Here is a 23,363-nt window from a genome sequence, read left to right as displayed (position 1 = left end):
CTAAGGATCTTCTCCCTTTATGTTTTCTTTGTTAGTATTGCGCCAGATCAAATAGTGTATGCGGAACGCTAATTGTTTTTAAGTCTTTGGAAATGGATTAAAGGTATAAAAGAGGGGTTATAAAAGGCTGTTGATCAAGCACTGCATAGGCTAGATCGAAGTTCTATCGTTAATTAAATTAATCTCGGCCATAATATTTCGCATTTTTAATAGGTATGATGTAAATAATTGTCTGTCTTCTTCGGAAAAGACTTCTTTTACTTTACTCAGCCATTCAAAATGAGGCGGCATAATTTTCTCGACCAGTTTGGTGCCATTCTCAGTAAGTTTTAAAATAATCTTGCGGCGATCTTTAGGATGGTTGACTCTTTCTAGTAGATTTTCCTTTTCCAAACGATCGAGAAGGCCCGTCATTGAAGCACGAGTCACGTTAATTTTATCTGCTATATCAGATGGACCTAACGGCTCAGTACTTGTAAAAAGGAAAAATAACGTATGGAATTCTTCATTGGAAAGTCTATATGAGGCATAACGTTTATCATTTTCATACAGAACTTCACGCATTCGTAATACCAGTTCCAAGAAGGTCTCGGAAAACTCTTGGGTTTCGGCTAGCAATTCTTTGGTAAGCATTTCATCATCATCCTTTCTATGATAACCTTTTCATTTTGATTATATTTGTTTGAATTATATTTGTCAAAATAATACTGCTGAAAATAAAAAAAAGACTGTCTCGAAAGCAGAGTAATCTGCCGACGGGAGAGTCTTTTTTTGTGTGCTCAACAAAATTTATCAATTGAAAGCACAAAAATTATCATGTGAAAGCGTGTCCAATATATCTAGAATTAGGCTTACAAAAGATGATCTTAGGGGTAAGTACTAGCACCGCTGTCATTACAAACATCATTGATTAAGGAATGAGGGAAGTAAGTAAATGAATAACATGATGCAAAAAAGAGTGCTCATTTTTTCTTTTCTGGCGCTGCCGTTGGGATTAATGCTGTTATTCCTAATTTATCCTACGGTGAAGCTGTTCCAATACAGTTTGACCGACTGGAATGGAATTAGCAGAGATCTACATTTTGTAGGGTTTGACAATTATTTGAAAGCGCTCAAAATGTCGCAGGTGTGGCAATCGCTCTCGAATAACTGGCTATATTTCATCATCCATGCGCTGTTGATTCCCATTGAGATTTTATTGGCAGTTATGTTGAATGCCAAAATGCGAGCTAGCGAGTTTTTCCGTTCTATCGTTTTACTTCCTTACATCATTAATGGTGTAGCAGTCGCTTATATTTTTGGATATTTGTACAATCCAGTGAATGGTCCGATCAATGAGTTTCTGATGGCCGTAGGTTTAGAGGGTTGGATTCATAATTGGCTTAGTGATGTGAAGATAGTTAACTATTCGCTTGTAGCCATTTCCTTATGGCGATTCGCAGGATTTCATATCATTTTGTTCTTAGCAGGTGTGCAGTCTATACCAAGCGATTTGTATGAAGCTGCAACAATTGATGGTGCTAACAAAATGCAGCAGATTCGTTATATCGTGTTGCCAGGTATTCGCCGGGTTATTGAAATTATTTTGTTCTTAAATATTCGAGGAGCCTTACAAGTCTTTGATATTCCGTTTCTTGTTACACAAGGCGGTCCCGGTACCTCCAGTAGTACATTTACGATTTTCACCATTAATACGGCATTTAAATTCAATAGCTATGGCTTAGCTTCGGCCTTGGCAATAATTTTGATGGTTATGATCATTGCGTTTAGCTTCATTCAGAATTTATTGATTCGTGAGAAAGGGGAAAAATCATCATGAGCATGCCTCAAGCAAAGCTTGCAACCAAACCTCGTAGAATGGAAAGGGCATCGGTGTATTCCTTTCTTGGCAAATCGCTTTATTACGTCATTTTATCGCTCATCACGATTATTATTTTTGTCCCCTTGCTAGTGGTTGTCTTCGCAGCATTCAAGACGTCACCGGAGCTCGCGGCTACATCGCCGTTTGCGCTTCCGAAGAGCTGGTCGTTCCACAATTTTGCCGTCGCATTCGAGAAAGCGAACATGCTTGTAGGGTTAATTAACTCACTTAGTGTAACGGTTTCTAGCGTTGTCATTAATGCTATTCTCGGTGCAATGACAGCCTTTGTACTCAATCGGTTTAATTTCCGCTTCAAGAAAACAATCTTTCTGCTATTCATTATCGCATCCGTTGTACCCGCCTATACCACTGAAGTGGCGCGGTTTCAGACCATTAAGTCATTAGGCTTGTACAACACGTTATTTGCGCCGCTAATTATTTATGCTGGAACAGACTTGATGCAAATTTTCATTTATCTGCAATTCATTGAGAAGATTTCGAAGCAGTTAGACGAAAGCGCGCTGCTCGATGGAGCGTCGTATTTCCGGATTTTCCGCTCGATTCTATTCCCGCTCTTGCTTCCAGCAACGGCTACACTGGCAATCATCAAAGCCGTTGATATCATGAACGATATGTACATTCCTTATCTGTATATGCCTTCGAAGAAACTAAGTACCTTATCAACCGCATTGATGACGTTCGTAGGTGAGCGCGCTACCTATTGGAATGAGTTGTCTGCCGCGATTATCTTGGTTATGTTGCCAACCATCTTAATTTACTTGGTGCTTCGGAAATTTATTTTTGCTGGATTAATGGACGGAGCGATGAAAGAGTAGCACTGTTCAACTATTGAATTTTGGGGGTACTTGCAATGATTAATGACAAACTGCCATACATCTATTATGGCGGCGATTATAACCCTGACCAATGGCCAGAGGAAATTTGGCAAGAAGACATGCGATTGTTTAAATTGGCCGGCATTAATATCGTTACACTGCCTGTTTTTAGCTGGGCGAAGCTGCAGCCTTCGGAACATACGTACGATTTTGAATGGCTGGACAAAATTATTGCAACAGTCGCAGCGGAGGGCATTTTCCTATGTCTAGCTACATCAACTGCGGCGCAGCCAGCCTGGATGTCTCGCTTATATCCTGAAGTGCTTCCTGTCGATATTGACGGCAGGAAGCGCACGCACGGCTCACGCGTTAATTTCTGCCCGAGCAGTCCTGTATACCGGATGTTTTCTCAGCGTTTGGCGGTCAAGATGGCAGAGCGTTATGGACATCACCCGTCCTTGCTAGTGTGGCACATTGGCAACGAATATGCGCCTCATTGCTACTGCGATACGTGCGCGTCCGCTTTCCGTACTTGGCTGCAGAACAAATACGGGACATTAGAGGTTGTAAATCGCGTGTGGAATATGAGCTTCTGGTCTCATACGGTATATGAATGGGAAGAGATTGTTCCGCCTACGAATTTGAACGGGAATAATAAATGCTTCCAAGGGATCGCTTTAGACTATAAGAGATTTATGTCGGATGCTATCTTAGAATGTTATCAAGGTGAGTACGACAAGATCAAAGAGATCACTCCGGATATCAAAATCACTTCGAATATTTGGGGATTATTTAACGGTCTGGACCTCAAGAAATGGGCCGATCATATGGATGTTGTTTCATGGGACAGCTATCCCCAAATGAATGAACCCATGAGCAACGTCGCAATGAGGCATGATTATATGAGAGGGTTAAAGGACGGACAACCTTTCATGTTAATGGAGCAGACGCCAAGTCAGCAGAACTGGCAGCCTTACAATAGCCTCAAGCGGCCTGGGGTTATGCGGCTTTGGAGCTATCAAGCGATAGCCCATGGGGCAGATACGGTTATGTTCTTCCAATTGCGTCGTTCCGTTGGTGCGTGCGAGAAATATCATGGCGCTTTGATTGCTCACGCAGGACATGAACATACAAGAGTATTTAAAGAGTGTACACAATTAGGAATGGAGCTGCAGGTGTTGGGGGATACGCTTCTAGATTCCGTAACAGAATCCAAAGTAGCGCTGTTGTTTGATATTGATACTTGGAATGCCGTGGAAATGACCAGTGGTCCGAACGTGGATCTGGATTATCTCAAGCAAGCGCAGAAGTACTACAAAGCTTTTTATGATTTAAATGTAAGTGTAGATGTGATTAGCCCACTTAGTGATTTTTCCAAATATGAATTAATTATCGCACCAGTCATGTACATGTTGAAGCCTGGTGTGAGCGATCGACTGAAGTCGTTTGTGAAACAGGGCGGAACCATGGTCACCTCTTTTTTCAGCGGGATCGTGAATGAGAACGATCTTGTAACGTTAGGCGGCTACCCAGGTGAATTGCGAGATTTGCTCGGAATATGGGTAGAAGAAATTGATTCGCTTCAACCAGAAATGACGAATAAAATTGTGATAGATTCAGCTTTCGGAGAGCTCTATGGAGAATACGAGTGCGGGCTTTTGTGCGATTTGCTGCACCTTGAGGGAGCAGAGGCGCTTGGCGTCTATGGACGTGATTTTTATGCCGGCATGCCGGCAATCACCAGAAATACATTCGGACAAGGGGAAGCTTATTATGTAGCAACCGACCCTGAACAGAGATTTTTGGAACAACTCAGCCAAACAATTTGTGAACGATTAAATTTGGCGACAACGCACCAAGCTCCTGAAGGTGTCGAGATTAGAAGCAGACAGAAAGATGATAAAACGTATACCTTTGTTTTGAATCATAATGCATATGAAACAGCGATTTTATTGAATGCTGGATCCTATAAGGATTTATTGTCTCATCGAGTCTATGAGCGGACGCTGGTGCTAGAGCCGTACGGAGTAGCTATCTTAGAAGTTTGTAAATAATTAATCTCATAGGGAAGACGGCAATGTCTTCTCTATCTTTCATTGTAATTAATTGGATTTGATAGGGGGTTGACGTAGTTCGCAATAAATTTTATGATGACGGTAGATCATGTCGAATCTTGGTGAATACGCGATCAACAGATAAATGAAAGCGTAACAACTTTTACACAAATTACCTGGTACCCAGTTTCCCGTCATTTTGCCGGAATGTGTAATCTCACAGCAACGTTGTAACTTGAGGAAACGGGGGGACGGCCAGTGCGCATTTTTAAAAAGAGATGGCCAATTACTTCGATCTTGTACGTGATGTTCTTTTTTGTCATCGTAATGCCTATTGTTTTAGTTGCATTTCTGTCATTAAGGGCTTATACAGATATTTTGTTGTCTAACATCACTTCGCGCACTATGCAAACATTGGAACAAGTATCCTACTCCATCGATCAGGAAAAAAGTAGATATATCAGGACTATTGCCGCAATTGCCTCGGATAATAATCTAATTTCCCTTGCTACTTCGTACCATCGCAGCACACAATCCAAAGATCTATTCAACTCTTCCATCCAATTAGAAAATCAATTGAAAAATTATTTGCACGATATGCCCGACGTTGTGTCCGCGATGTTCGTTTATCGCGACGGAGGCGCCTATTTCTTTGAGGGCACCCATTTTCATAACATTAATACCAGGATTAACGAGAATTTATTGAAAGATACGCCGCTCTATCAGAAAGCGCTCCAAAATCAAGGGAGAGTTCTGTTATTCGGATCCGAAGAGAATGTACTGATTGAATCGAATGATAAGTATATTCTATCCGCAGCGATTGCTCCCCAATATGAAAGGTCATTTAGCGATATTGAAATGATCTATTTTGTGATACAAGCCAAAACATTTGAGAATCTGGCAGAATCCTCTTCCAACCAAAACGGTAGTTTCATTATCCTGGACGGCAACGGAAGCATCATGCTGGATACAAGTAAAGATAAAAATAAGAACATTGAAAAGCAAACGATCGAACAAGCCCAAAATAAGAAAAGCGGCAACTTTAAAACCATGGTTTACGACGAAAATATCTTTGTAACCTTCCTTACTATGGAGCGGACGGAATGGAAAATCATTTACATCACGCCATATGATCAGATGACTGCCCAAGTCAGAGAAATCTATCAATTAGTGATGAATGTTTCTGCGGCAGGATTAATCCTATTTTTGATTGTCTCGTTTTTTCTTGTTCGAAGCATCGTTGGCCCAATCAAATCGCTCATTTATCAAATGAACAAAATGAAGAGCGGATCCTTTCATGTCAATTTGGAGCTTTCTGGTCCATTGGAAATTTATTCGTTGGGAAAAACCTTTCAAAATATGACAATACGTATTCAAGAGCTCATCATCGAAAGGCAAGAACAAGAAAAGCTCAAAACACGCGCGGAAATCGATGCGCTTCAATCGCAAATTAATCCTCATTTTCTAGTGAATACGCTTAATGCTATTAAGATTATGGCGATGTTGTCCAAGGCTACCAATCTAGTGGAAATGACGGATTCTCTAATCAAATTGTTAGCTTCAACCTTTCATCGCGGCGGCTCATACATCCAAGTTTTTGATGAAATGCAAAGCTTGGAGAAGTATATCCATATTATGAAGGTCCGTTATGGTGACCGTTTTAAGGTCGAATATGATATCGATGATTGTGTGACGGATACTTATATACTCAAGCTGTTGCTGCAGCCTATTTTGGAAAATGCCATTATTCATGGATTTTACGGCAAAGAAGCGATGGGAATCGTCAAAATTACGAGTAGAAAAAATATGGATCAACTCATCATCACAATCACGGATAACGGAAAAGGGATGGAACAGCGGACGATGGAAGCCTTGCTGCATGAGAAAAAGGTGGAGTCATTGTGCGGAATCGGCATTGCCAATGTCAATGATCGGATTCGATTAAATTACGGCGAACCATACGGCTTGAAAATTAACAGTGAGTTAGGTGTTGGAACAGAAGTCATTGTGGTGCTGCCACTCTTATCGAATGATCCGGATCAATCGCAGGCAGCATTGACCGATGACAAATCTGCATAGATCGATGAGAAACGGATAAAGGGGGGCGCGTCTTTCCTATGAAATTTTGCTTATATGATACCAAATACGATCGTGTCATCCTCATTGAGAAAAGCTTTCTTTCAGCTTTGTTGTTGAAGGAGAAATTCGGGCTATCCGTTGATATTGCTGTCCTTCCTATTCTATCCAAAGAAGAGTACCTGTCGTTTCCCAGCTCGTTTCGCGGAGAAGTAAGCGGTCGATCTTATTTACTATACGAAGTCCCAGGAATCATAGAACAAAAGTATGATCAAGTCATTGTTCAGGATTAAAGCGGCACTAATGGCTTTATTTAGAATGGGGGAAAAGAATGTTTAGAGTCATGATCGTCGATGACGAGCCGCTGGTAAGACTAGCCATGGGTGCGATTATTCCATGGGGTGATTTGGACTGCGAGGTGGTGGCTGAGGCTGCGGATGGCTATGAAGCATGGCAGCGCATATCGGTACATCAGGACGTTGATTTGATGATTGTCGATATGAGTATGCCGATCATGGATGCACTTACCTTGCTGTCTAAATTGCAGGAAGCAAATTTGACTAATCCACCGCTAAGTATTGTGCTCAGTGCGTATTCTGATTTTGATTTTGTACGTAAAGCTTTCCTCCTTGGGGCTGTCGATTACATTATGAAGGCCGATCTCGATCCCGAACATATCATTCCTGTAATAGAAAAGGCGATTAGTCAGATCAAAGAGAAGACGATTTCAACGGCAAATTTGAATAAAAGCAATAGCGAATCCGATTTGAAGCAGCGAGAAACCTGGCTCCGAGGTCTGTTGTGCGATAAAGATTACATTTATAGCCATAACTTAACGCAGGACGACTCCTTTCAAAAGTGGATGTTGCAATTTGTGAATTTTCAGCATGTTATCATATCCGTCTTGCCGGATATACAATCCCCCGCTAGGAATATGGCGCTGCAAGCCGGTGCGGAGAATCAGGATCATTTAGTTAAGATCATTAAACAAGGGATGGAAATCGTTAAGCACCCTTATGAATTGTTGCAAGTTCAAGAGGAAGAGTATGCTTTCCTGCTTTGTTTTGAGTCGTCGACCAGTTACTTAAATCTGCGGGGGCGCGTGATGGAGCTCTTAGATTCTTTGCGCAATACGGTCAAAAACTTTCTGAATGTGTCGTTATCTATCGGCGTAGCTGACTCGTGCACAGACTGGAAATGCTGGCATCTTAAATACAGTCAGGCCAGTAATTTGGCAAGCTTGCGATTTTCTGAAGGCCCTGGGCGCGTGTATTATCCTGAAACGGTCAGCATAACCGAAAGGCCTCAACTTTTACCGTGGGATTATACCGTGATGATGTTCCTGATGGAGAAGGGGGATAGCTTGTGGCAGCAGCAATTGCATGCAGGGTTAAGTCAGCTGAGTGAAGTGCCGAATGTGACGCTGGAGAGCTCTCTGCCGATCTATGAGGAATTGATTTGGAACATAGGCGCATTGCTGCATGCCAAAGGGATGAACTGGACGCATGTGATAGAAACACGGCGAAGGCCTTATGAAATTGTGGAACAGTTCACTTTCCGTGAAGATCTGCACGAGTGGATTGAGAAGCTTGTCTTCCGCATGGCCGACTTGCTTCATCCTGATAAAATACGTGAAGAAAACCCACAGCGCTTGGTGGAAAGAGTCAAACGTTATGTAGAGAAAAACTACTGTACGGCTATCACCTTGGGACAGGTTAGTGAATGGGCACAGGTGACGGAAAGCCATTTGAGCAAACAATTTGTGAAAGAAACGGGCGAGCATTTTATTGAATATGTGACGAAACTCCGGATCAATGAAGCGACCAGACTGATTGAAACGGACATGAAAATGTACGAAATTGCGGTTAAGGTGGGATATGAGAATCCCGAGCATTTCAGCCGCGTGTTTAAGAAGTACCGGGGACTTAGCCCTCAAAAGTATCGGGACAATTATGCAAGGAAAAAAGAATGAGCACAAAATTTATCAAGCTAATCACTAAATATATCAATGAAAGCGTATTCTGTATTTTTGTAATATAAAGATGTAAATAACGTACGTAATCAAGAGGGGGTCAAGAAATATTATGAAAAAGAAATTAGTCACATCCGTACTTTCCATTGCCCTGACCATTGGATTAACAGGTTGCGGAGCAAATACGGCTATGAAAGAGAGTCCTACAGCTGCTCCAGTAGCAGACAGCACAAAAGAGAATGCGATTACATTAAAACTTGCTATGTGGGATAGCGACAGCGAGTTCCTAGATAGCTGGACTAAAAAAGTAAAAGAGTTTTCTACGGTTATGCCAAACGTGAAGATGGAAGTTGAAACCTTCAAAAGTGATGGCGACTATCTGCAAGCGATGAAAGTAAGATTAGCTGCTAACGAGCTGCCGGATATTATCGAATTGAAGCCTAACTTCATCAATGATTTCAAAGCAGAACTTCTGCCACTTGATGATTTGAGTGTTACGGCTAAGAATACGAAAGCGAAACAATTTGCTGTTGATGGTAAAGTGCTAGCTCTACCCGTCATCTCATTCCCAGAACTTGTTTACTACCACCCAAGTGTATTTAAAGAATTAGGTTTAAGCGTTCCGACTACGTGGGAACAGTTTGTAAGCGTATTAACGGAAATTAAGAAGAGCGGTAAATACCAGCCTTATGCTATGGGCGGTAAGGACTCCTGGCCGAACTATCCGTTTAATGAATTTATGCCGATGTTAGCATCCGGCGACGAAAACTATTACGACAAAATCGCTGGTATGGACAAGCCGTTTGAAAAAGGTACACCTTTCTACAAATCCTACAGCGATATCCAAGCTTTGTATGATGCCAAGGTAATGGGCGCGGATCCACTAGGATTAAGCAACGACCAAGCAACAGGATTGTTTGAAGCGAAAAAGGCAGCTGTTATTGCCGCGGGACTATGGTACTTGCCGCAATACAAATCTAAAGTAGGAAACATCGATGATATCGCAGCATTCCCATTGCCTGCACGTCATTCGGAGACAGAGCCGCTGAAAGTGATGACGTTCACGGACAACTTCTTCGGTATTAACAATAAATCCAAAAACAAAGAAGCGGCTAAGAAATTCCAAGAGTGGATGTTCAGCTCTGATGCTTACTCCTTCTACGTGAACAAAAAGCAAGCGAACTCTGTTATGGAAGGCGTCAAAGCAGATGTTCCATTCTTGAACGATTTCTACAAAACAAACAAATTTGAAGAGTTCAACTATCGTCCAGGCGGCGAAAACTTCAATAAATATGTAAACTCCATTCAATTGGATTGGAAAAAGCTTGGTCAAGAAATGATGGGTGGAACGTCGCTTGATAAGATCGCTAACGATTTGAATGACAAGTGGGCGAAAGCTAGAGCAAGTAAGTAAGTTTAGGCATGAAAGGGGAGAGGGACGAATAGTCACCTTCTCTCCTCATTTATGGGAAATTGATGCAAATCGGTTTCCATTTTTTAAAATGATTTTGGTAAGCGTTTCCAAATTATGGATTTGGTAGTTATACCATCTTAGAAGGAGGTTGTCTTGATGACTACAAAAGTTGGACGAAAAATATTTGCTTCCTGCCTTGCTGTTTCATTGGTTACACCTGCGTTTTACGGGTTAACACCACAAAAGGCGAGCGCCGCAACAACATCAATCAATTTAGATCCAAGCAACATGCAGCAAGCTTGGGACGGTTGGGGAACGGCATTAGCGTGGTTTGGTAATGTAACAGGCGGCTGGAACGAGGCTACGAAAGAGGCATTGGCCGATGCGCTTTATTCACCCGAGGGATTGAATTTCAATATTGCCAGATACAACATAGGCGGTGGTGAAAATCCTGCGTACGAAACGATGCGCCAAGGCGGTGAAGTACCTGGATTCTCCCCTTCGGCTGGCGTGTACGATTGGACACAGGATGCGAATCAACGTTGGTGGCTTGGAGCAGCTATAGCAAGAGGGGCTGACAAATTGGAAGCGTTCTCCAATTCTGCGCCTTACTATATGACGGTTAGTGGAAGTACAACTGGGAATTCGGATGCTTGGAAAGATAACTTGAAATCGACGGAGTATGACAATTTCGCAGATTATTTGGCAACTGTTGTGAAACACTTCGATACAGAGGGAATTAAGTTCGATACGTTGTCTCCAATCAATGAACCGAATACGAATTATTGGGGATTTGGCGGAGGGCAAGAAGGTTCTCACTGGGATACGGGCTCGCAAGCGAAAATGATTAATGCGGCTCGGGCCAAGCTTGACTCCAAAGGACTTCAATCTGTCGCAATTTCGGCTATGGACGAAACAAGTGTAGATACATTTATGACCGACTGGAACTCGTATGACGCTGCAACAAAGAATAACATTGGACAAATGAATACCCATACGTACAGCGGGTCGAACCGAACTGCTGTTAGAGATGCAGCTAAGGCTGCAGGCAAACCGTTATGGATGTCTGAAGTGGATCTGGGTCCTTCGGGCGTTGCTCACAATCATGATGATTTCGAACCGGCATTGGCACTAGCAGAAAGAATTATGACCGATATTACTTGGCTTGAACCTAAGGCTTGGGTACTGTGGCAAGCTATTGAGAGCGAGAAAAACATGCAGAAGGAAAACATGAACTGGGGTCTCCTTCACGCGGATTTTGATACACAAGATTGGTATTACGGGAAAAAATATTACGCCATGGCGCAATTCAGTAAATTTATCCCGCAGGGATCCAGATTTATTGCAGATAACAATGATAACACGTTAGCCGCGTACGATCCTTCCAAGAATAAAATCTATGTTGTATATAAAAATGCAAACACGACAAGCCAAGATATTTCATTAGACATGTCACAGTTTGATGCTGTCACTGGGACTGCAACGCCATATGTTTCTTCAGCGACGGAAAATGTGGAGCAGCAAGCAAATGTTCCGATTTTGAATAAAACATTAACTACGACAATTGGCCCGAAATCGATTACAACGTTTGTGATTGACGGAGCATCTTATACAGGCAACACGGTGATTCCGCAAAGCGGGATGACGGCTACAGCTAGCAGCTCTGCCTCAGGCGAAGGACCTGAGAAGACGTTGGACGGCAATACAGGAACCAATTGGCATTCCTCTTGGTCCGGTACTCCGGCGCCTGCTCCGCATTCCATCACTTACAACTTAGGCAACTCGTACAACGATGTGTACCAGTTGAAATACTTGCCTAGACAGGACAGCAGTTACAACGGAGTTGCGACCAAGTATGAAATCGCTGTCAGCACGGACGGCACGAATTTCAATAAGGTGGCCGAAGGAACGTGGAGTAACAATAAGGCTGAGAAGACGGCTACATTCTCTGCAGTAAGCGCTACACATGTGAAATTTACGGTGACGCAATCGAATAACGGCTCCGGCACGCAGTTCGGTTCGGCGGCTGAGATCAAAATTTTGAGAAAGCCAGGTTTTACCGTAGATACGGTTCTATTAAACCAGATATTTACCAGCGCAGAAGCATTGATAACTGCTAACCCTAGTTTGACGACATTGCAAACGCTAGTCAACGAAGGTAAGACAATTCGGGATACTGCGTATGTAACACAAGAAGCTATCACAACCATCGCAGGTAAAATTACCGCTGAGTACAATACGCAATCTAACTCGACGGGACGCATCCCGCAAAGCCAAATGACAGCATCTTCAACCAGTTCCGCTTCTGACGAAAGATCGGCGAAAACGTTGGATGGCGACACAGGTACCAAATGGCATACGGCTTGGGATGGCTCCTATACACCGCTTCCACACTCCATCACTTACAACCTTAACAAGGCGTATGACGGTGTATACAAACTGAGTTATGTGCCGCGGCAGGATGCAGATTGGAACGGTGTTGTGACCAAGTTTGAAATATCCGTCAGCTCTGATGGCACAGCTTTCACTAAAGTTGCCGAAGGGACTTGGGATGCGGACAGGCTGGAGAAGTCGGCAACCTTTAACGCACGCGGCGCTTCCTACGTGAAGTTCACAGCGCTGGCTTCCAAAAGCGATGCGGGTAAGCAGTATGCATCTGCAGCTGAAATCAATCTTTTCAACAAGACTGGGTTTACTCTGAATACAACGAAACTTGATAACGCGATGGCTGATGCGACTACGTTCATCGATGGCTTTTCGAGTGATCCTGCTTATTTGACTGATCTGGAAACATTGCGCACGCAAGGTACGACGCTGCTGAACAGCAGTACGGCGACTCAAGAAGAGATGGCAAAGCTGGCCAACAAGCTCACTGCCGAAATCGCAAAAGTTCAAAGCAATGAACAGCAAACGAACGGAATTAGTCTCTTCTACGCTCCAGAAGCTTATGGCTCAAATCCTTCCAGCCTCATGCTGGATAACAACAATGCAACGTTTTATGAAACTAATTGGGAATCAAACGGAAGAAAATACAGAGCTGGCGATTACATCATTGTGGACCTGGGTCAGAACAAGCCGGATGTTGGAAAAGTTATGGTTACGCCAAGACAGGACAAGGCGAACGGAAGAATTGGGCAATTTAAGATTTACTATAGTGATGCGGATTTAACCAATATACCGGTGAACGGTACGCAAGATTATTTGGACCAAAATTTCACTTTTGCAGCGAATGGCGTTTGGGACACATCCAGTTCCAGCGCACAATCGGCAACATTCAAATCGCATAAAGCCAGATATGTAGCCATTCAGGCTATTTCTACAGGCGGCGATGGTAATACGCTAACTACTGCAGAGATCGCTGTCAGTCAGAAAAAATCCACGGGCTTTGATACGTCAAGCTTGGAAAATGCCATTACGCAATTGCGTACGGCGTCTAGCGTTAGTGAGAAAGTAGCAGCAGCAATTGAAAATAAAATTGCATCGATTGGTGCGGTCAGTGCTTTAACGGAGGAAAGCATTCCTTACTACACTGAAATTCTGCAGGACTTATACAATTTATATCAGACTATAGGTAAAACAGATTCCATTAAAAGCGGCGAAGTGTGGCTCGATGGAGACGGCGTTCCCATTCAGGCTCACGGCGGAGGAATTCTGTACAACGAAAAGGACAAAACGTACTACTGGTATGGGGAAGACAAAACCGAAAATAATGTTGGCTCAGGTTATGTACCAGTAACTGGCGTTCACGCGTACTCTTCTAAGGATTTGTACAACTGGAAAAATGAAGGGATCGTATTGCCGGTATTCAACAACCCGCAGTTTGGCAAATCCTCTTTGCCAGATGGGAACTTGGATTTATATGTGGACGAGAGTAGCCCGGCTTATCAAAGCGGTGTTGACTTCAATCCGAATCGGGTTATTAACATCACGGACAGAAATTTCGACTATACAGGAGATATGAAATCGCCTGTCAATTCGTTGAGCAAACATAATTCAGCTGCACGCATAGAACAGCTTAATGCCTTGTATGCAGACAAAACGAATGCAGAGAAGCAAGCGATGTACAAGGATTTCAACTGGGATAAAGTAGTCGAACGTCCGAAGGTTGTCTACAACAAGAAAACGGACAAATATGTGATGTGGTGGCATCAAGACGGGCCGATCGCCGGATCTTACTGGACGGCGGAAGGCGGCGTTGCAATCAGTAATTCGCCTACGGGACCGTTCAAATATCTCGGAACGTTCAGATTGCCGAATAAAGGCGAACCTGGTGGCAATGACGGCATGCTTCGCGATATGACGCTATATGTCGATGATGATGGCAATGATGCGACAGATGACAAAGCCTATTTGATTTATGCATCGGAAGAAAATGCTACGACCGTCATCACGATGTTGAATGATGAGTACACAGGTCCTGCTCAGAATGGCAATGGCGAGTCTGTAGAGGGCGTTCATTATGTAAGAGCTTTTAAATCTTGGAGGGAAGCCCCAACGGTCTTCAAGCAAGACGGCGTTTATTATATGATTACGTCCGGCTTGACGGGTTGGAATCCAAACCGAGCTAACTATCACGTATCGACGAATGGCATGTTTGGTCCGTGGGAGGATAAAGGCGATCCGTTTGTGGATGACTGGAAAGGAACGACTCACGAGAGTCAAAGCACGCATGTTCTGCCTTACCGCGATGGCAATGGCGATCTCGTGCCTAATAAATTCATTTTTATGGCAGATCGCTGGTACCCAAGTGATCTGAAGGATTCCAGATATGTGTGGCTTCCAATTGAATTAAATAACGAGAACAGAACAATTGCTGCAAGATGGTCCTATGAGTGGGATTTCTCGGTCTTCAAAACAGGTACGACCGTGAACTTCAACAGTGACGGCGGCAGTGAGGTTCGTTCCGTGTACGGAGCTGTTGAAGGTTCGAAGATTGCAGCACCTGAAGTTCCGGTGAAGAACGGGTTTACTTTTGCAGGCTGGTATCAAGATGAAGCCTTGACGGTCGGCTGGGATTTCGGCGTGAACACGATTCCGGCAACTGATATCACGCTGTATGCGAAGTGGGAGCAAGTTGCATCTGTCATTACAGGCGTATTACCGGTAACAGTGACTACCGTTACCTACTCCGCGCCGGTACTGCCTGGCACGGTAACCGTGACTTATAATGACGCAACGACGGCTCAGAAGCCCGTGCAATGGGATGCGGTTCATCCGTCCCAATATAAGACAGTCGGCAGCTTTAACGTCAACGGTACAGTAGACGGCACAGCGATACCTGCTGTTGCGAATGTCACCGTGACCGATCAGGTGTACCTCGTTCAGTCGATTTCCGTGAGTGGCTTAGGCGGCGTGGGTACGATTACAGCGCAAGGAGGCACGCTGCAAATGCAAGCTACAGTATTGCCTTCGAATGCCAACAGTCAAGTCACATGGAGCGTCTGGGAAAACGATGGTCTCTCGATGACCAACAAAGCAACGATTAACGCCAGTGGATTGCTTTCGGCAACTATGAACGGAATTGTGAAAGTGGTGGCGACAGCTGCTGACGGCAGCGATGTTAAAGGTTTCAACTATGTAATGATCAGCGGTCAAACACCAACCGATGTACCTCACGCTACGCTGACAGGAGCGGCTGCGGTTCAAGCAGGAGCTGCATTCTCGACCAACTTTGGTTTAACGAATGTCACGAATAGCCCATCTTCCAGCGTATATGCAGCAGACATCGTAGTAAGCTTCGATGCAAATGCGATTGAATTCGTATCGGTGGATTCATTGAAATCAAGCTTTAAAGTGGTAGATACGAAAACGGATGTACCGGGTCAAGTTCGGATTATCGCGATTAGCGAAGGAGAAGCGGGAGCTATTACCGCTAGCGGAGATGTATTCAGAATGAATTGGAGGGCAAAGCCTCAACAATCATCCCCGACAACTAATCTAAATCTAAGCAAGGCAGCCGTTTCTAATTCACTTGGTCAAAAGATGGATGCCTCCTTGGCGAATCTAACGATTTCTTTTGTAGATAAGACGACGCTGCAAACGGTCCTTAATTTGGCACAGACCATCCATGATCGTGCGGTAGAAGGAACGCAAGTTGGACAATATGCAGCAGGTTCCAAAGCGGTGCTGTTAGCTGCGATCCAATCAGCCGCTTCGGTCAATACGGCTCCTGCGGTTAGCCAGCAGCAGCTGGATGACGCAGCCAATGTGTTAAACCAAGCGATCCAGGTATTCAACCAGCAGTTCATCACGACTTATGCGCCAGGAGATGTTAATAGAGATACTGTAATTAATATCGCAGACTTGGGTGAAGTAGCCAGGAATTATGGCAAGACCTCTGCAGCAACCGATTGGAATGACATGAAAGGTGCCGATTTCAATCATGACGGCAAGATTAACATTATCGATGTAGTAGGAATCGCTAAACTGATCCTGCAATAACCATCAATCTGAAATGGAAGAGGAAGGCCAAGCCTTTCTCTTTCCATATTCGGATGATATTCAGAAGGAGTGAACCCCATGATACGCAAAACAGGGTTATTTTTCACGGTTATGATGTTCTTATTCACGATTATCCCGTTCGGTACGACGGTAGGTGCTGCCGGAATCCCTTCATTCAAGGTCAATCTAAATGCTTCTCAAGTAACAGTCGGCGACAATGTGGTCGTAACGATCCAAGGTAGTAATGTAACAGATTTATATGGGTATGAAGCTGTTTTAACCTATGATGCAGACCGGCTGGAATTCAATTCAGTTCAATCGCAATCGAATGGCTTAATCAATGGGTACAAGATCGCGCAAGCTTCAGGTAATCAAGTCACATTTGCTAATACGAAAATGGGAGATAAACCTGGGGAAAATGGAAATCTAGCTATTTGTACATTGATATTCAAGGCTAAGCAGAGCGGACAAGCTAACCTAACTTTGACACAGATGACAACATTGACATCGCAAGAACTGCCGTCTATTTGGAATGTTAACGCACAAGCTACCGTTAAAATTAACGGGACGACTCCTGGTCCTGGGGGCGGCGGAGGAGGAGGTACAACGACTCCATCAACGAATGAAGATCTGGGCGTCTATGTACCAAAAGAATCAGAGCTACGGATTGAAACGACACAAGACGGTCAAACCTCAGTAACCGCGGTGATTGACAGCAAACGTCTGGCTCAGAAATTAGCGGATCTGCAAGCAACGGGCGGAAGCACCGTTTTGAGCTTTGAGATTCCTGGCGAGCGCGAGTTGACTGCCTTGCAGTTACCGCTGCCAACGTTGTTTGACAGTTTGAAGGATCATAAAGATACAATTTTAAGCGTACGAAGCCATTTGGGCACTTATGATCTTCCGATGTCCATCCTGAATCAGGCGGATTTCGCGGGTATGGCTGGCGTAGAGGGAGCGACGTTGATCATTCGTATCGATAAAGCCAAATCGCTGCATGAAACGAAATTTGATCAATCCATCTCTGATAAGGGTATGGATCGTGTGAGCGATATGATCGATTATAAAGTCATTCTTAAAACCAAAGACAAAGAACAGGAAATTCATAGCTTCGGCAACAACTTCGTGACTCGTGTTATCCAAGTAGATGAAATCATTCAAGATTCCTCGGCAGCGACCGCGGTTGTTTATGATCCAGCTACAGGAGAAATGAAGTTTGTACCTTCCGTGTTTACCGTTAAGGGCGGCAAAACCGAAGTGAAGGTAATCCGAAATACGAACAGTTTGTACGCGATCGTTCAAAACAAGAAAACGTTTGACGATATGATTGGCCACTGGGCACAGCAAGATGTGGAACAACTGGCTTCAAAAATGATTATTAACGGGACTTCGGACCGTATGTATACACCTGAAATGCAAGTCACCCGCGCCCAGTTTGCGGCATTGCTCGTACGAGGACTGGGACTTTCTGAGGAGGCAGGGCGCAGCGTCTTTACAGATGTCGCAGACACGCAGTGGTATGCCCCGGAAGTGAATACAGCGGCGAAGTACGGCTTGGTTCAAGGCGTAGCAGAGGGTCAATTTAGCCCGGATGCGCAGATTACAAGAGAGCAAATGGTCGTGATGATGATGAAAGCGATTGGACTTGTGAAGGGAACCTCAGTATCTAACGCCAGCGCGACGAATGCTCCGTTCGCCGATCAAGACCTGTTGTCGGATTATGCCCGCAGCGCGGTAGCAGACGCCGCCAGCAAAGGATTGATTCAAGGCAAAACAGCAACGACGTTTGCACCTCAAGATGTAGCCACTCGAGCTGAAGCAGCCGTTATTATCAAACGAGTGCTGCAATATGCGAATTTGATCAATTAAGAAGAAAGTTTATCGCAAAACGTTTTTCGGTAAGCCTGCTATCAGCAGGCTTACTTCTTCAAAAAGGAGGGGTTTTAATTGTATAAAAAGATTTCAACGTGTGTAGGACTTATATTTATGCTTGTTTGTACCTCAGTGGCCCCCGTGTTTGCAACTACAAATAATCAACCCCCGGCAAACCCCGTTGTAAATGATAGTTACACGAATCAGAAGAACTATGTGGATCTCAGGTTTGGTATGTTTATCCACTATAACATGGGAACCTATCACGATCAGGAATGGGTCACGCCTGGACAAGATCCACTATCTTTTAATCCTGAGCATGTGAACACGGAACAATGGGCGACAGCTGCCAAATCCGCAGGCATAAAATATACAGTTCTAACGACCAAACACCATGACGGATTTGCCCTGTGGCCAACCAAGTATGGCAATTACAACGTGATGAACAGCTCTTACAAGAAAGATATCGTAAGGCAATATGTCGATTCCATGCGTGCTCAAGGCATTTTGCCGGGGTTATACTTCTCCATCTGGGATCGTCAGCAAGGGATCGCAAAAGGTTCCGTCAGCAGAGCAGATATCGATTTTATTAAAGGACAACTAACCGAGTTGCTGACGAATTACGGCGAAATTCCGGTGTTGATTATCGATGGCTGGGCCTGGGAGATGGGACATAATGAAGTTCCCTATCAAGAAATTCGCGAATTAATAAAGCGCTTACAGCCTAATATTCTTATTGTGGATCATAATGGACAAACGCAGCCATGGGATGAGGACATCATTTATTTCGAAGAACCTAAAGGCGTTTGGGCACCTTCCAATAATGCATATGCCGCTAATCAGGGTATGCCGCTAGTCTCCAGTCAATGGTTCTGGCACGATTGGATGACGAATACAGAGCCGGCAAGCGTAGAGAATATTGTGGAAGATCATCTAGGTTATTTGGAACCGCGTTATACAAACTTTCTAGTCAACGTTTCACCGAATCCGGATGGGGAGTTGGATGATAACGTAGTCAATCGATTGGGGGAGATTGGACAAGCCTGGACGCCGAATGAGTCTCGACCTCCGCTGCCGGATCAGCCGATTGTGATGGAGCATCCGATTACAGCAAATTCGGCAACGGCTACTAGTGGGATTGCAAGCAATGCGATTGATGGCCTTATGGATTATGTAGGCACTTACTCTGAGACGGTTTGGCAAACCAACACATCTCTGCCTCAATCTCTTACACTCGATTTGGGCTATACGTACAACAACGTGAATATGTTGAATTATTTGCCTTCGCAAAATTTAACACAGGGCATGATTACTTCTTATACGTTATATGCAAGCGAGGACGGAACGAATTTCACTTCGGTTAAAAGCGGCACATGGGACGGGGACAAGACCATGAAACGTGTGACCTTCCCATCGCAAACAGCACGCTATGTCAAACTGGAAGTGAACTCGGCCGTAGGCGGCTTCGCTGCTGCAGGCGAGCTGGCAGTAGGCTCTTACACCAATGCCGTTCCAACTCGGACGGGGATTGACTCCTTTGATGTTAATACGTTGTATCGCATCGTCAATAAAGCGACTGGCAAAGCATTGGGAGTCGGGAGTTCGTCTGCGAATGGAGCGGCTGTTGCCGGGCGAACCCAGTCGAGTGCGCTGGATCAGCAATGGGTTATCGATGATTTGGGTCTGGGCAAATATAAGCTTGCCAATAAGCAAAGCGGACAAGTTATGGATGTTCCCGGCGCCAGTAAATCACCTGGAAAACCAGTCATTCAATGGACAGATTCCGAAACTGCGGCAGATCCTACAGCCATAAACCAGCAGTGGGCCATCTCCAATGTAGGCAATGGCTACTTCAAAATTACCAACGTAAACAGCTTGTTGGCATTAGAAAACAGCAACGGTTCTTCTGCTGACGGAAATCCGACTGTACAAAACACATATACCGGAAGCGACAGTCAATTATGGAAAGTGGAAAGACTGCCTTCTCTGATTAAAAATGTGAAAGTGAACGGAGTGCCGGTCAGTGGCCTTCATTCTGAGAATCGTACGGCAACGCTGACTGTTTTTAGAGAGAAAAACCTGGAAGTTCCGACAGTTACTGTGGACAAAGCATCTGAAAACGTGCAGTTGGTCATCGACCCAGCCGACAGCTTGCCAGGCACGACAACCATTACAGCTACAGCAGACGGTGGAGCGACACAGGAAGTCTACACACTGAACTTCGAACTGGTGGATCGTTATGCGAGCGACCTGAACTGGTTAAGTGCATCTTCAGGCTGGTCTACGGTTAAGAAAGACAAGAGTCTGGACGAAAATGCGATAAGGCTAATGGGAAGTAACGGAGCTGTAACGTACGAGAAGGGCTTTGGCGTACATGCGAATTCAAGAATTTTGTTTGATATCTCGGGTAAAAATTATGAGTCCTTTAGTGCTCTTGTCGGAGTCGACCAAGAGATAGTCAAATCTCCGTCCTACGCCGATGTTGAATTTAAGGTGCTTGTAGACGGCGTAGAGAAATTTGCGAGCGGTGTCATGAAGGTTACCAACGTGGCTAAACCGATCGATGTCAGTGTAGCTGGCGCAAGCATGGTGGAACTGGTTGTTACGCAGAGCGATAACGATAATAGTGAGGATCATGCAAGCTGGGCCAATGCGACGTTTAGAGTAGCGGATGCCAAATCTGAACGGAAGGAAGAGTTGCCTGAAGTTGACTATTTGAGCGATCTGAACTGGCTAAGCGCAACCTCGGGCTGGTTGGATGTGAAGAAAGACAAGAGCATTGGTGGCAATGCGATCATATTGAAAAATGGTGCTGAGGATCTCTCCTTTGCCAAAGGCCTTGGCACTCATGCCAATTCAGTGATCAAGTATGATCTTACTGGGGCTAATTATGATACTTTCTCCTCCTTTATCGGTGTAGATAAGGAAGTGAACGGCGGAAGTTATAACGGCTCGGTACAGTTCAAAGTATCGGGAGTGAAGAACGATGAAACAGTCGAATCGCTTTACTCCGGAAGTGTGTTGAGAGAGTCGGATAATGCCCAATTTGTGAAGGTGAATGTCAAGAGTTACAAAGAGCTAATCTTGGAGATTACGGATTCTGGCAATGGAAACAGCGAGGATCACGGCGATTGGGCGGATGCGAAGCTGACTAAGCAGACTGTTGAAGCGACACCAGTGATTTCAGGAGTTACGCCAGTAAATGTGGTTACGGCTGAGGATGTTGCGCCGGTTCTGCCTGCGAATGTCAGCGTGACGTACAACAATGGAACAACTGCTGTTAAGTCGGTTCAGTGGGACCCGATAGATTCAACCAAGTATGAGGTAGCCGGCAGTTTTATCGTAAATGGTGTTGTAGATGGCACAGTCATCCCCGCTGTAGCGAATGTAACGGTGACTGAAAACACGGCTAGAGCTGAACTAGTGGCGCTTATCGCAAATGCCCAAGTTCAACATGATCTTGCTGTAGTAGGAACAGCCGACGGCAATTACCCGGCAAGCTCGAAATCAACCCTGCTAGCGGCAATCGTACAAGCGCAGCATACGGCAGATCTGAATTCTGCTACTAATCAGGAATTTGAAGCTGCAACGGCAGCGTTGAACTCCGCACTGCAAGCGTTTGTGCTAACCAAGATCGGGCAGGTAAACGTGAATGTACAATCGATCGCTGTCACAGGCTCGGCGACGACGATTACCGAGAAGGACGGAAGTCTTCAATTAGAAGCCTATGTGCTTCCTGCCAATGCGACGAACAGGTCTGTGACATGGGTGGTCTATGAAACAGATGGCGTAACCATATCAGATAAAGCAATTATAAATACAACTGGTAATCTCACGGCCAAGAAGAACGGGGTCGTAAAAGTGGTAGCATCAGCTACAGATGGCAGTGGTATTCAAGGCTCCAGCTCTGTTGTGATCACCGGTCAGACACCTCTCCCGACAGACGTGCCGCAGGCTACGCTTACGGGCCCAGCAGTCGTTCAAGCTGGCACTGGGTTCTCGACCAAGTTCGGATTAAATAATGTATCATCCGCCGTTTATGCGGCTGATATTACCGTAACTTTTGACGCCGGGGCCCTCGACTTTGTATCTGTGGATCCGTTGATTTCTGGATTTGCGGTGGTTGAGACGAAAACCGATATCCCGGGTCAAATCCGGATTATCGCTGCGAGCCAAGGGAATACGGGCGCGGTAACGGCAAGCGGCGACGTATTCCAATTCAATTGGATCGCGAAGCCGAATCACCCGTCCACGACAACGAATTTAGTTCTGACTCAAGTGGCTGTTTCCAATGGGCTTAGTCAAAAAATGGATGCTGCTCTAGCGAATCTAACAGTTTCACTTACGGCGGCGACAGAGAAAACAACGCTGCAGACGATCATCAGCTTGGCGCAGTCCATCTATGATCGCGCCGTAGAGGGAACCCAAGCCGGACAATATGCGGCAGGTTCCAAAGCGGTGTTATTATCTGCGATTCAAGCGGCAGTTGCCATCCAATCGGATTCTGGGGCTACGCAGCAGCAGTTGGATCAAGCAGCCATTACGTTGAACCAGGCGTTGCAAGCTTTTAGTGGGAAAATTGTTACGGTTTATGCGCACGGAGATGTCAATGGAGATAACGCCATCGATATTGGCGATTTGGGCAAAGCAGCTGTGCATTACGGGAAGACTTCAACTAGCAGTGACTGGAATGTGGCGAAAAGCGCGGATATCAATCAGGACGGTAAGATTAACATTGTGGATGTCGTAGGTATCGCTAAGCTGATCCTATAGTAACGATTGAAGAGGCTGTCCCATAAGTCATAGGGTGACTGTGGGGCAGCCATATTTTTTTTAA

Annotated in this window: 11 protein-coding genes; 10 read left to right on the top strand and 1 reads right to left on the bottom strand. The window is 44.8% G+C overall.

Going from position 1 to position 23,363, the window contains the following annotated elements:
• Window positions 1-150: 150 nt before the first annotated feature.
• A complete protein-coding gene (locus GQF01_RS17290) occupies window positions 151-633 on the bottom strand; it encodes a MarR family winged helix-turn-helix transcriptional regulator (RefSeq protein WP_161407968.1) in 483 nt (160 codons plus the stop codon).
• Between the two features lie 310 nt (window positions 634-943).
• Between GQF01_RS17290 and GQF01_RS17285 the strand changes: the two genes are divergently transcribed.
• The 10 genes from GQF01_RS17285 (at window position 944) to GQF01_RS17240 (ending at window position 23,299) form a co-directional block, all read left to right on the top strand.
• Window positions 944-1,819 (top strand): carbohydrate ABC transporter permease, encoded by an 876-nt coding sequence (locus tag GQF01_RS17285; RefSeq protein WP_235959852.1) that lies wholly within the window; start codon window positions 944-946, stop codon window positions 1,817-1,819.
• The gene (locus GQF01_RS17280) at window positions 1,816-2,697 is read left to right on the top strand and encodes a carbohydrate ABC transporter permease (protein WP_235959850.1); all 882 of its coding nucleotides are present in this window, start codon (window positions 1,816-1,818) and stop codon (window positions 2,695-2,697) included. Before GQF01_RS17285 ends, GQF01_RS17280 begins: the two co-directional genes overlap by 4 nt.
• A gap of 35 nt (window positions 2,698-2,732) precedes the next feature.
• The gene (locus tag GQF01_RS17275; protein WP_161407966.1) at window positions 2,733-4,751 is read left to right on the top strand and encodes a beta-galactosidase; all 2,019 of its coding nucleotides are present in this window, start codon (window positions 2,733-2,735) and stop codon (window positions 4,749-4,751) included.
• Between the two features lie 258 nt (window positions 4,752-5,009).
• The gene (locus tag GQF01_RS36865; RefSeq protein ID WP_161407965.1) at window positions 5,010-6,830 is read left to right on the top strand and encodes a sensor histidine kinase; all 1,821 of its coding nucleotides are present in this window, start codon (window positions 5,010-5,012) and stop codon (window positions 6,828-6,830) included.
• A gap of 38 nt (window positions 6,831-6,868) precedes the next feature.
• Entirely contained in the window at window positions 6,869-7,120 is a 252-nt protein-coding gene (locus GQF01_RS17265; RefSeq protein ID WP_161407964.1) for a hypothetical protein, read from the top strand.
• A 38-nt stretch (window positions 7,121-7,158) separates the two neighbouring features.
• Complete coding sequence (locus tag GQF01_RS17260; protein ID WP_161407963.1) at window positions 7,159-8,799, top strand: response regulator transcription factor; 1,641 nt, start codon at window positions 7,159-7,161, stop codon at window positions 8,797-8,799.
• Between the two features lie 112 nt (window positions 8,800-8,911).
• Window positions 8,912-10,213, top strand: a complete 1,302-nt coding sequence (locus GQF01_RS17255; protein WP_161407962.1) for an ABC transporter substrate-binding protein — start codon at window positions 8,912-8,914, stop codon at window positions 10,211-10,213.
• A gap of 156 nt (window positions 10,214-10,369) precedes the next feature.
• Complete coding sequence (locus tag GQF01_RS17250; RefSeq protein WP_161407961.1) at window positions 10,370-16,654, top strand: discoidin domain-containing protein; 6,285 nt, start codon at window positions 10,370-10,372, stop codon at window positions 16,652-16,654.
• Window positions 16,655-16,732: 78 nt separating this feature from the next.
• Window positions 16,733-18,523: an S-layer homology domain-containing protein gene (locus tag GQF01_RS17245; protein WP_161407960.1), complete on the top strand. Its 1,791-nt coding sequence runs from the start codon at window positions 16,733-16,735 to the stop codon at window positions 18,521-18,523.
• A gap of 78 nt (window positions 18,524-18,601) precedes the next feature.
• On the top strand, window positions 18,602-23,299 hold the full coding sequence (locus GQF01_RS17240; RefSeq protein WP_161407959.1) for an NPCBM/NEW2 domain-containing protein: 4,698 nt from the start codon (window positions 18,602-18,604) through the stop codon (window positions 23,297-23,299).
• Window positions 23,300-23,363: the final 64 nt, after the last annotated feature.

Source organism: Paenibacillus silvestris, from assembly GCF_009882985.1.
GTDB classification, from domain to species: domain Bacteria; phylum Bacillota; class Bacilli; order Paenibacillales; family NBRC-103111; genus Paenibacillus_E; species Paenibacillus_E silvestris.
The sequence above is the reverse complement of the archived record's forward strand: the minus strand, read 5'-3'. Positions and strand labels throughout refer to the sequence as shown.